Origin of the sequence: Lyngbya sp. CCY1209, assembly GCF_035615495.1 — a bacterium.
GTDB lineage: Bacteria > Cyanobacteriota > Cyanobacteriia > Cyanobacteriales > Microcoleaceae > Limnospira.
Map to the genome: position 1 here is coordinate 1 of NZ_JAJENU010000333.1, position 11,902 is coordinate 11,902.

Sequence of the window (11,902 nt, forward strand, 5' to 3'; positions counted from 1 at the left end):
TTAATTCTTGCTGACATCCATACATCCTTATCACCTCCATGATAATTCTAACATTAAAGAATAGAAAATGACAACTTATTTTACTGGCGACTGAAGTCGCCGTTCGCTTTTCAATCGATGGTTTCATCATTTGAACACCAATATTAGGTAAACCCGCGAGAACCGACCCAATCTCCCATCAAAGAACTGGAAAACAACAAATCCAATTTTGCGGTCGGACGGTCGAGCGAGATAGGGCGGATTTCTCGCCGACACAAAGATGTCCCGACCGGTTGACGACTGCTAATAACTTGGAAATGGCTCCCACGGAGGAAATGGCGACGATCGCCCTAAATATTCAACTCAACTATATCATCCGGGTTTGATAACGTCGAGAACGAATGGTCTCGGAAAGTGACGAGATGCGATCGCCCTTTCCCCACGCCACCACTCGCCGGATCGGTCTGCTTGGCAGATGACCCCGACGCCCCTTTTTTCGTCGGACGGGTTCCTCATCCCCGGGAGAACGCAGTACACTATTTTCAAACTTGTTATCGGTCGTCCCATTCAAATCAGCCATGTCCGACCCCTCCATCACCGTCACCGTCAAATTGTACGCCGCCTTTCAAGAAGCCTACGGGACTCCGGAACTGAAACTGGAACTCCCCCGCAAAACCCCCGTTTCCCATCTCCTCGCGCGCGCCATTTCCGACCATCCCCACCTCGAATCCTGGCGTCCCTTGACCCGGTTCGGCATCAACTTGGAGTTCGCCGAACCGGAAACCCCCCTCGAAGATGGCGATGAAGTCGTTTTGATTCCCCCCGTCAGCGGGGGTTAATTGGGAAGTGGGGAGTAGAGGAAGTCTCTGTACCCCTATTCCCTATTCCCTATTCCCTATTCCCCACTCCCTCAGAACCGATAAACCTGGCCGTCAATCAGCAGGCGGGTAATGCCCTTGGCCTGCAAGTAGGGTGCCGTCTTTTGCAGCAACCGGCCGTCGGGAACCTTGAACACCCGCTGGTTTCGCGCCGAAAAGCGGCTGGCGACGCGGTGATTTTCAAACACGGGCAACGTTTTTTCCTGAATTTCGTCCGAGGGGATGTGTCCCAACTCGCCGAAGGCTTTCAGGGGTTTGACGATCAACTCCGAGGCGCGGTCGATGACCAGGTAACAGATTTTCGGCAGGGACGCCTCGGTGAGCGGCAAAATTTTGACGAGGCTGCCGGAGTCGCGGGACAGGGGGCGATCGAACAAATCCTCCTCGTCTCCTTCGTCCGCCGAGCCTTCGCCGTAGTCCTCATGGTCGTCAAAATCCCCAAAGTCCTCTGGGGGAAAGAACTCCTCGGCGACCTCGCCGTCGATCTCGCCGTTGCGGTCTGCAAAACTGTTCCGCCCGACGGAAGCTTGGGGCGGGGATTCGAGGAGGTTCAACTGCTCCCCGTCTTCAACGGCGTCGGAATCGGTCGCCGACGACCGCCGCCGCCGTCGCTTTACCCCCGCCGCATCCGATTCCGACGCCTCGTCATCTGACATTTCGGCAGCCGCGGCCGGCTTCGGAGTCGTCGCGGAGAACAGATTCGGACTCTCCTTTTGCCCCGATTTTTTGAGGGTTCGGTGCAGCCGTTGTTTTTGGTGGGTCAGAACGTCGTAAATATCTTTGGGGACAGCACTTTGCAGGATGCGCCTCACCGTGGAACTGCTCACCCCGAACCGTTCGGCCAAGGTGATCGTCGTTTCCTCCGGCACATCTTGATAAAGCCTGACGATTTCCTGTTTTTCTGACTCAGAAAGTTTTGAGGATGTCATTCGATTTGATTTCGGTTTGAGATTCACCGGTATTGGACTCGATCGCTTCAGAGATCTCGGATGGGTCAGAGTCGGCGATCGCCCCCCGTTCACACACAATTCTCCTCACTTTTTCACTGCCTCCAATGCCGACGCCGAGATCTCCGGGGAGTCAACTTTCGACTCCCCTCGTGGGAATCGCCCCCGGGCTGCGGCTCTAACCTCTGGCGGTGCGTCTGCCACGTCTGCTCTGACGGGAACGGGTGGAGATGTCATATTCTAGAATGGCACCGATCGCGAACAAAATACCCGTGAACACGAAAAAGACTTCCAGCAAGCCGCCACTTTCGTAGTCGCTCTGGGCGCGAGAATCAGCCCACTTGAAATAGGTGTCCGCGATGTAGAGCGAGAAAATCGCGAAGGCGATCATCCGCCACGACTGGGAAAACCGTCCGCCCCAGAAGGCGAGAATCAGGGCCGTTGCCAAAATCAGCAACACCACGTCACCATAGATGTAAAACAGATTGACCCAGAACGCAAGGGGTTCGAGTTGAGCGTCGATCTGAACCACCCAGTCGGGGGCGGTGGTTTCCTCCGCCTCTTCCTCTGCGGCCGCCTCACCCGTCTGGAGTGCGGATGCCGCCGTCGCTGGGTCGGCGACTACCTGTTCTAGGGCCGGGGGCACTTCCGAAGGCCCCAACAGTCCGAACAAGGTCGGGTCGGCCACCCAGGTCGCCAGGGAAATGCCCGCGATCGCCACCCCCGCCAAGGTCGCCCACTGCCAAATTTCCAGGTTCAGGCGTTTGGAGGTCACGGCGGTGATCATCCCCCAGCCCAACATAATATAGCTGAGAATGTAAAACACGTCCGCAAAGGATACGGCCGGGTCGAGCGCCCAGACCAACTCCCAGAGTCCGAAGAGCACCCCCCCCAGAAAATAGAAGAAGGTCCCCAGGCCGATGCCGAGCCAGACGTTGCGTCCGCTCACCATTTGGGGACTCTGCCAGTTGCGGTAGCACACCAGGGCCGCGAATAAAAAGGCGCCGAGTTCAAAAATATAAGTGCCGATGGAGTACCACAGGGGCAGATCCCCCGACGGGGTGATGCTGAACAGCAGGAAGAACAACAGCGCCATCACCGCCCAGCCGATACCGACGATGACCAGGTTTTGAGCGGATAGGACAGATGATAGAAACGATGATTTTTCGCGTGAAGTGCTGCTCATAGCAATAAAATAACAAGAAATCTACATCAGAAGACCCGAGTCGAATGCCCCCACTTCTCAAGACTGTGCCGGCTCGAACGTCCGTCCGAATTCCAGCGTCCCATATTTGCGTCCCAAAAGGTCAACATTCTAACATTACTTAACCTATCGCCCACAATTTTCCCACCGGAGATTGGCCGAGCCAACTGATAAAGAACTCCCGATCTTCGTCGGGCAGATCTTCTAAAACCTCCTCTAACCCTTCGGCAAAGCTGGTGTTGCCAAAATATCCCTTGCCGAGGCGGTAGAGTTCTTCGAGAAGAGTTTTCAGGTGATCTTCCTTCCAAGGCGGAATTTGCAGGCTGTCGAGGGGATCTTTCGTCAACAATGTCTTGACGGCATCCAAACTGTCGGACGAGGGGAATTGGGAATCTTGAAAGACCTTGACCAGATCCTTTTCAAATGCACCGGCTTGCCGGGCTCCCAACAGATCCTCGACATCAAAGTACACGGCTTGCAGGATCAGAAGAGAAGCTTGAACCAGAGCCGGTATTTTGGCATCGCCACCGCCACCCCCTTCGCGGGCGAGTTGTTCGAGGCGAACTTTGCCCCAAACACTGTACCGCTCGGGTTCCTCCAGCAGCACGCAGGCCTTACCCCGATTATCGGTCAAGTCCCGCCAATAGGCCAGGGCTTCAGGGTTTTGGTTGACGTTGAAGACCTTCATCAGGCGGAATGTTTGCCCTTGATAATTGAGGATGGGAATCTGCTGCTCCCGATTGGGATGCTGGACCGTCGTGATCTCAACATCCTGCCGTTTCAGAATAAACATAACACTATGCACCTACTCTTGAGAGCGTTGCAGGTCTTTCAGAATAAACATAACACTATGCACCGACTCTTGAGCCCATTGCCCGGTTTGAGCCTCCTGCCACTGATCGCGCCGACGAGGCCCGGACGGCATTTCCGAACGCCGGAAGACTCGGGGATTGGGGGCGTTTTCCCGGTTGGGCCTGACCCGCGATCGCCGTCCCCCCGGAGACATTTTTCCCGCTTGCACTATCGGAGTCGTCTTGGGTACTATAATAGATGCGCTCGCCGTGGGACTGACATGACACGCGATCGCATTGGGTGTGTAACTCAGTTGGATAGAGTAGCGGCCTTCTAAGCCGTCAGTCGTAGGTTCGAGTCCTACCACACCCGTTGATACTAAACCCTTATTCTACAAGACTTCTGGCTGTCTACCTGGGGGATAATCCCGGGGGGACAAAATAACCTAGGTTGCCGCTACCTGGTATACTCAAGGTACATACACTGAGTACACTGTTACCGGGTCTCCACCCCAGAATGGCTGGAACCCTGCTGACGGGGGAAATGGGCGATATTGGATTTGAACCAATGACCTCTTCCGTGTGAAGGAAGCGCGCTACCCCTGTGCTAATCGCCCGTAACTATTTAAAGTAACACAAACCGCAGCGGTTGGCAAGTCATTTAGGTACCCTGGGGGTATTCGTCCCACAAGGTGGTGGTCTGGCGCAAACTCTCGAAGGTGCCGTTCCCCAAAATCAGGTGATCTAAGATCGGCAGGGATAAAAATTGGGCGCCTTGCAGGAGTTGGCGGGTCAACTCGATATCCTCCGGGCTTGGCTCCACATTTCCCGACGGGTGGTTGTGGGCGATAATCAGGCGGGTGGCGTTCTGTTTGAGCACTTCTCGGAAAATATCCCGGGGATGGGCCAGGGTTTCTGTGGCCGTCCCGATGGTGAGCACTTGGGTTCCGAGCAACCGATTTTTAACGTCCATCAGCAGGATCGCAAATCGCTCTTGGGTCTGCCACATCAAATCGTGGCTGAGGGCGTCGGCGGCGGCTTGGGGACTTTCGATCGCCGCCAATTCCGGCGGTTTGGACTGAAATACCCGCTTTCCCAATTCGATCGCCGCCAGGATGGTGGTCGCTTTGGCTGGCCCGATGCCGTGAATTTGCGTGAGTTCCCGGACGCTGATATTGCGGAGAACCGACAGGGGGTCCGCTTGGGACTGGCCGAGTTGATTCAAGATGTATTGTCCCAGACCGACAGCCGAGAGTTTTCCTTTTCCCTGACCCGTCCCGAGCAAAATGGCAATCAGTTCTGCCGTCGAAAGATTTTGGGAACCGAGGGCGATCAATCGCTCGCGAGGTCGCTCGGCACTGGGAAGATCGGCAATTCTGAGGCTGTAGGTCATGCGATCGCCTTTGACGTGGAGTTTTGATCCAATATAACCCGAGGACAGCCGTTGGCAACGCTCCAATTTGCCCGATTTTGGATTCCCGCCGAAGGCGTCGTCAACCCGGAGAAATCCATCGAGCGAATGGTCTCCGTAAAATTACGGATTGGGTCGTCACGCGATCGCTCCGATGCCTCGATTGGCGGACTATCTCTCAGTAATTTCACGGTCATTTTTTGGGTGACAATGTTCCCTTTTTTACGCGCAATTTGACTTTTAAAAAATGGGGCAAAAACTTGACAAGCTCTTGATGATTTTTTCCCAAAATTCTGTTCGATTGAGAATCGAAAGGCACATTCAGTATTGACTATGTTTATGCTGAAAAACCCGAACAATCGACGATGCAATAGCTGTGTTTGTTGTGAGGGAACTAAAAAGCCCGGTTTCGGTAGAGAAACCGGGCTTTTTAGTTTGTGGCAGGACATGGCGATGGGCGCCGGGTGTGGGGTGGGGGGAAGTGCAAAGAGCCAATGCATTCAGTCAGGGTTCGTCCGCTTCCGCCGAATTGGTCGATACACGATCGCGATACCTGGGAGACATTCGAGCGCGATCGCCGTCCACTCGCCCCCACCATTCGCAACTCTCAGCGATAATTATTGGAAAAGGTGCGCTGACTCCACTTGTTTAAATGGGACTCGGCTACCATTGCCAACCCCTGCAATTCTCGAACTCGATTTTGTAATGCGGCAATGGCACTCACTTGAGCGTTCAACTTCCGCTTCACCCCCTCGCAGCAGTCGAAAAGACTGTCCGCCGTTCCCAATTGCTTCGGATCGATGGGAGAATCGCTTCCGAGTCCGTCTTCGGCCGCGGCCAAGTCCAGCAACTGTTTTCGGACGCCGGCGAGGATCTGTCGCTCCTGTTCCGACTGTTCCTGTAGGGCGGTATATTCATAGGCCGGGACGCTGTGAGCCAATCTGACTTCCAAATCCGAAAGCTGTTTGATTTTTTCCTGAAGTTCCGCGATTTGGGCTTCTCCCTCTTCGCACTGACTTTGTAACTGGGCGACGGTCGTTTTTTGCCGTTCCAATTTCTGCTCCAACTGGCGGTGGGTATCGGCAGAAACGCTCGCCACCAACTGGGCTTGCAATTGCGCCACCGTCGCTTTGTGCCACTCCAACTGCTTTTCCAATTCCCGATGGGCATCGAGGGCGACACTCGCCTTGAGTTGCCCTTCGAGCTCGGCTACCGTCGCTTTGTGCCGTTCCAATTCTTCCTGTAGCGCCCGATGGGTTTCCAGCGAAACGGTATCGCGCAATTGGGCTTCCAATTCTTCCAGGCGGGCGAGTTGATTTTGGAGGTTTTGGAGGGTTTCTTTATCCTTCTTGCTTTCTTTTTCTAAGCTTTTATAGGTTTTAGCCGGGACGGTTTTTTCCAGTTGATCTTCCAGCTCTTTGATGCGCTTCAGTTGTTTTTCCAGGTCGGCGATCGCGGCTTGCTGTTGTTTTAATTCTTCCTGAAGCCGCCGGTGGGCATCGGCATCAACGCTATTTTTCTGCCGGTCTTCGAGTTGTTTTTCCAGTTCAGCCACCGCATTTTGCTGTTGCTTGAGTTCTTCCTGAAGCCGCCGGTGGGCATCGGCATCAACGCTATTTTTCTGACGGTCTTCGAGTTGTTTTTCCAGGTCGGCCAGCGCATTTTGCTGTTGCTCGAGTTCTTCCTGAAGCCGCCGGTGGGCCTCCGCGTCAACGCTATTTTTCTGCCCGGTTTCGAGGTCGGCGAACTGGGCGATTTGTTGTTCGAGATCTCGGATGGTCTCCGCCTGCTGTTTGGCTTGTTCTTCGAGGGCTTGATAACGCTGCTGTAGCTCCCCTTCGGCGACCGATCGCGCCTCCGAGGATGATGGTGCGTCCGGGACTTGGGGTGCGGGTGGGCTCTCGTCCGACTCCGCATCGGCAGGGGTGGCGTCGGTGGCGAGGGTGATGGTCGTGGCGTGACCGTCGCCGGAGATCTTAAAATCGCCTCGGGCGATCCGTTCGACAAACTCCGATCGCGACAGTCCCAGCTCTTTCGCCGTCGTCGTCAGCAACTTCGCCCCCGTCGGCGTCAGGGAAACCCCAACTTTCACTTTACTCTCCGAATACAAGGTGGAAACACCCCGTCTTTTCTTTCTTGACATTACGCCATCCTCAGCCATTCTACAAATTCAGCAGTTTGACACTCCCGCCGCTCTGACCCGGTTGCGATCGCCAGAGAAGTGTCGCGTCGGGGCAATCGGGCTCGGCCATCTCCGGGCCGTCAATCGCGTCCAAATTCCCCGATTTCGCATTTTGACTCAGATCCGCTGACAGCCCGAGAGCGGCTGGTGCAGTCAGGTCGGATTGACTTGATTTTCTCCTTCACAAATACAGTCGTCCTGCGAACTGAAATTTCCGTTCGGTCGAACATTTTGTCGGGGGAGAATCACCACTGTTGCCATGTCAGGCGGAAACTAGCCCGCCGGCTTTTCACATCTTACCAGAAACCCGGGCCGCAATTCATCTTTGCGATCGCACGGGTTCGATGTCTCAACTTTTGTGACACTCCCCGCCCCAAAGGGAGGGGGATTCTGGGGTTTTTGGGGAGCCGGCACCGGACCCCTCACGAACGACGGACCGACCCTCGGAGGAGCGCCAGAACCTCACCAAGGCGACAAAATTTGAGATAACTTGGTGGATGATCTCTCGGGGAAGGTCGGGAAATTGATTTCGGGTCGGGGCAGCGATCGCGCGATCGCTTCGATCCGGGACGGATTTCGATTAACTTAAATAGAGACACCTCTCACATCCCATCGAGTCGAGTAAAGAGTGCAATGGTTTTTAATTGGTTCCGCCGCCAGTTCAGCGATCGCCCGGACGAATCCCAGAAAACAGAACCCGAACCGACATCCGCCCAACCTCCGGCGGAGACACCGCCTGCAGCAGCGGAAGAGTCCCCCCCAGCCCCGGCTCCCAAGGAGGATTACTTGCAGTGGGCGAAGGCTGCCTATCAAAATATTCAGCAGCAACAGGTAAAGGAAACAGCTCCCGAGACGGAAGCCGAGGCGGAAACGGAGGCGGCGCCGGAAGCATCGGAAGCCGAAGTGACGACTCCAACGGAGGAGATCGAGCCGGAAACGGTCGCCTCCGCGGCGGAGGCGGAAGAAATGGCGCGGCCAACCGCCGATGCGGTGCAACCGGAAACGGTCGCCGAGGTTGCAGAAACGGCGCCGGAAGTCGAAGAAACCCAACCGGAAATTGTAGAAACGGCGCCGGAAGTCGAAGAAATCCAACCGGAAATTGTAGAAACGGCGCCGGAAGTCGAAGAAACCCAACCGGAAGTCGAACAGACGCCGGCGGCGGCGGAAACCGTCGATGAGTCCGCGCCGATTTGGGCCAGGGGGCTCGCGGAACGGCAGGCCCGGATTGATCGCCTGAAGGAAACGGCGATCGAGGAACCGGAGCCGGAGCCGGAGCCGGCGGCGGCATCGGCGGCGGCCGCAGTGGAATTTGACGAGATGTTCATGTGGTCGGCGGGGGTGCTGGCGAACCAGGGCCGCCGCCCCGACGAGGTGGCGGTCGAGGAGATCACCTGGCTGCAAAAATTGTGGAAGGGGTTGGGGCGGACGCGCCGGAACCTGCTGAATCAATTGAAAGCGATCGTCGGCGCCGGACCGCTGAATCAGGAAGCGGTGGAGGAAATCGAGGCGCTGCTGTTGCAGGCGGATGTGGGAGTGGAGGCGACGGAGGTGATTATCGAGGCCCTGCAGGACAAGCTGCGGGAGGAAGCCCTGCCGCCGGAGGATGCGATCGCCTACTTGAAACAGGTGTTGCGGGACTTGCTGGAGAAACCCTACCAAAACGGCCACAGCCCCAGCTTCGCCCCGGAGAAAGACCAGCTCAACATTTGGCTGATCACGGGGGTGAATGGGGCGGGAAAAACCACCACCATCGGCAAGATCGCCCACATCGCCCGGAAGTCGGACTACCGGACTTTGATCGCGGCGGGGGACACGTTCCGGGCGGCGGCGGTGGAACAGGTGAAAGTGTGGGGCGATCGCTCCGGCGTGGAGGTGATCGCCAATCCGGGCAAAAATACCGACCCGGCGGCGGTGGTGTTCGACGCGGTGGCCGCGGCGCGATCGCGGGACACAGAATTGCTGATCATCGACACCGCCGGACGGCTGCAAAATAAAAAGAATCTCATGGAGGAACTCAACAAAATCCGTCGCGTGATAGACAAAAAAGCCTCGGATGCCGTTGTAGAGTCTCTATTGGTGCTCGATGCCACCCTCGGCCAAAATGGATTGCGCCAAGCCCAAGTGTTTGCGGAAGTCGCCCAACTCAGTGGCGTGGTCTTGACAAAATTGGACGGAACTGCTAAAGGTGGTGTTGCTCTGGCTGTCGTGCAGCAGCTCGGCCTGCCGATTCGTTTTATTGGTGTTGGGGAAAGCATTGAGGATCTACGCCCCTTTTCAAGCTACGAGTTTATCGAAGCGCTGTTGAGTGGTTGACGCTGGCGTCGCGGTGCAGAGTCTGAATTGAGTTGAATTCGCCGTCAAAGCTGTTCGTCGGCTTCCGAGAAGCGAGGGCGAGCCAGCTTCGCAATGTCATCACCCGAGAAGTGAGAAAAGATCGGCGAGAAGTGAGAAATTCCGGACTCCCAACTTCTCACTCCTCACTCCTCGATTCATAGCCGGCGATCTAAAATTGAGAACTAATCTTCGCCGACCCGTTCAGTTCCGATCTAACCTTCAGAGAATCCATCCTAAAAATGACTGCTGTGCCACTGCCACGACACTCGGATCAACCCGGCGACGACCTTCCCGGTTCGTCGAGTTCGGACATTACGCCCGTCTCCACCCTGAAAGAACTGGTGGCTCGACTGCATCGGGAACAGCAAAACGTCAACGAGTTGCTCAGTTCCCTCAGTTTCGCCCTGCGTAGCTTCAACAACCTCAACCAGTTTTTGGAGTTGACCCCCCTCGTCGCCAGTCGGGTGACGGACGCGGACGGGGGGGCGCTGGTGCTGTTCAAACCCAACGGCCAGGTGCGGTTTCAACGCCTGCACTGCCAGGACGGACGCCAGTGCCAGGACATCCGCAGCGCCCTGGAAACGGCGACCCGGCAGGCGATCGCGATGCCGGTCGATGGGATGGGGAGGGTGTCTCAGAGTTTGGCCGAGCGCTACACGGCGAATCTGGACTATCAGGTGAGTCATTATTTGGGGACGGACGTGCAAATTTTCGGCACGCCCATTTTGGTCAACAACCTCGAGCGCGGCCGGCTATATGTGTTCAGCCACGACCCCAACTACATCTGGACCCCCACCCGCCAGAAGTTGATCCGCCTGGTGGCTGACCAAACCGCCGTCGCGATCGCCAACGACGAACTGGCGGTTTCCCTACGGGACAAGGAGCGGCTGGACCGGGAATTGGAAATCGGCGCCGAAATTCAACTGCGACTCCTCCCCCGCAAATGCCCGAAAATTCCCGGCATGGAACTGGCGGCCCGCTGCCAGACGGCGAACCGGGTCGGCGGCGACTACTACGACTTCATCCCCTCCAATTTCGACCAACTCCGCACCCAAAACGGCGACGGGCCAACGGCGGAGGCCCGCAAAGCGGACGAACATTGGAGCATCGTGATCGGGGACGTGATGGGCAAGGGGGTCCCGGCCGGGTTGATCATGACGATGACCCGGGGAATGCTGCGGGCGGAGGTCCTCAACCGCCACTCCCCGGCGCAAATTCTCCAACACCTCAACCGGGTCATGTACGCCGATTTGGAAAACTCGAATCGGTTCGTGACGCTATTTTATTCCGAGTACGACCCGGCGACGCGAATTCTCTCCTACAGCAACGCCGCCCACCACCCCCCCCTGCTGTGGCAGGCCCAAACCCGCACCATCCGCCGTTTGGACACCTTGGGGATGCTGATCGGTTTGGATGCCGACACCCGCTACTACGAAGCCCAAATACAACTGCAACCGGGGGATACGCTGATTTACTACACGGACGGCTTTACGGACGCGGCCAACCAGCGGGGCGATCGCTTCGACGAAGACAACCTGAAAGTGGCGTTCCAGTGGGCCTGCCAGCACTGCGACGACCCCCGCACCATCCTGGAATATTTATTTGAGGAAGTACAGCAATTTATCGGGCCGGGTAACAGTAATATTGATGACATGACATTGGTTGTGCTACAGGTGCAGCCATCTTTGAGTGAGGAGGAAGATCATGTCACTTGATATCCTGTCGATGTTGGCAGAAACTTGGGGCGGCACGCCTCATTTTCATTTTTACCATCTCACGGAATGGGTCTTCGCCCAACAAGTGACCATTGACCTGTGGACGAATGTCAAAAATACTTGGAATCACCTGCTCGAAACCGGCCAACTGTGGGCGTTTCTGATCGGTTTAGGGGCGGGCTGGTGGGCGAAAAGTCTGTTGCCCTAGAGTTCGTGATGGCGGGTCGCGATGTCGCCACAGGGGCGTTTCGCGATCGCGCACGAGAGGGGCGATCGCCTCACATCGGTGAATAGAACCCAAAATCCGGTTTCTCTCATTATCCTACTGGTAGGAGTCAATTGGGCTGTTGATCTGGCCGCAGATAATGGTCATTCTAGACCCCAGTCACGTAAAATCTCCGATACGTTTGGAAGCTCTGTCTCTTTAGAGCAGGGAGGAAAAACGAACGGCGACTTGAGTC

At 56.2% G+C, this 11,902-nt stretch carries 9 protein-coding genes and 2 tRNA genes; 5 read left to right on the plus strand and 6 right to left on the minus strand.

Annotated features, from left to right (window positions below; translation table 11 throughout):
* Positions 1–557: 557 nt before the first annotated feature.
* Positions 558–818 carry a MoaD/ThiS family protein gene (locus tag LKE08_RS09490; RefSeq protein ID WP_324703979.1) on the plus strand — a complete coding sequence of 87 codons (261 nt, stop codon included), beginning with the start codon at positions 558–560 and terminating at the stop codon, positions 816–818.
* A gap of 71 nt (positions 819–889) precedes the next feature.
* Here the strand turns inward: LKE08_RS09490 and LKE08_RS09495 are convergent, their stop codons facing one another.
* From LKE08_RS09495 to LKE08_RS09505, 3 genes are all read right to left on the minus strand, one after another.
* Positions 890–1,786: a helix-turn-helix domain-containing protein gene (locus LKE08_RS09495; RefSeq protein ID WP_324703980.1), complete on the minus strand. Its 897-nt coding sequence runs from the start codon at positions 1,784–1,786 to the stop codon at positions 890–892.
* 196 nt (positions 1,787–1,982) lie between these two features.
* Complete coding sequence (locus LKE08_RS09500) at positions 1,983–2,990, minus strand: hypothetical protein (protein WP_324703981.1); 1,008 nt, start codon at positions 2,988–2,990, stop codon at positions 1,983–1,985.
* A gap of 139 nt (positions 2,991–3,129) precedes the next feature.
* Positions 3,130–3,801 carry an Npun_F0813 family protein gene (locus LKE08_RS09505; RefSeq protein WP_324703982.1) on the minus strand — a complete coding sequence of 224 codons (672 nt, stop codon included), beginning with the start codon at positions 3,799–3,801 and terminating at the stop codon, positions 3,130–3,132.
* 297 nt (positions 3,802–4,098) lie between these two features.
* Here LKE08_RS09505 and LKE08_RS09510 point away from each other — a divergent pair.
* Positions 4,099–4,172 (plus strand) — tRNA-Arg (locus LKE08_RS09510).
* Between the two features lie 172 nt (positions 4,173–4,344).
* On the opposite strand, the gene LKE08_RS09515 is transcribed toward LKE08_RS09510, so the two are convergent.
* The 3 genes from LKE08_RS09515 to LKE08_RS09525 all read right to left on the minus strand — a co-directional run bounded on the left by LKE08_RS09515 (position 4,345) and on the right by LKE08_RS09525 (position 7,302).
* Positions 4,345–4,416 (minus strand) — tRNA-Val (locus tag LKE08_RS09515).
* 44 nt (positions 4,417–4,460) lie between these two features.
* Positions 4,461–5,192, minus strand: a complete 732-nt coding sequence (radC, locus tag LKE08_RS09520) for a DNA repair protein RadC (protein ID WP_324703987.1) — start codon at positions 5,190–5,192, stop codon at positions 4,461–4,463.
* Positions 5,193–5,817: 625 nt separating this feature from the next.
* Positions 5,818–7,302 (minus strand): CopG family transcriptional regulator, encoded by a 1,485-nt coding sequence (locus tag LKE08_RS09525; protein WP_324703983.1) that lies wholly within the window; start codon positions 7,300–7,302, stop codon positions 5,818–5,820.
* Between the two features lie 723 nt (positions 7,303–8,025).
* Between LKE08_RS09525 and ftsY the strand changes: the two genes are divergently transcribed.
* The 3 genes from ftsY to LKE08_RS09540 all read left to right on the plus strand — a co-directional run bounded on the left by ftsY (position 8,026) and on the right by LKE08_RS09540 (position 11,649).
* Positions 8,026–9,705, plus strand: coding sequence for a signal recognition particle-docking protein FtsY (ftsY, locus tag LKE08_RS09530; RefSeq protein WP_324703984.1), 1,680 nt, complete (start codon positions 8,026–8,028; stop codon positions 9,703–9,705).
* 260 nt (positions 9,706–9,965) lie between these two features.
* Entirely contained in the window at positions 9,966–11,441 is a 1,476-nt protein-coding gene (locus tag LKE08_RS09535; protein ID WP_324703985.1) for a PP2C family protein-serine/threonine phosphatase, read from the plus strand.
* The gene (locus LKE08_RS09540; protein ID WP_324703986.1) at positions 11,431–11,649 is read left to right on the plus strand and encodes a hypothetical protein; all 219 of its coding nucleotides are present in this window, start codon (positions 11,431–11,433) and stop codon (positions 11,647–11,649) included. Before LKE08_RS09535 ends, LKE08_RS09540 begins: the two co-directional genes overlap by 11 nt.
* Positions 11,650–11,902: the final 253 nt, after the last annotated feature.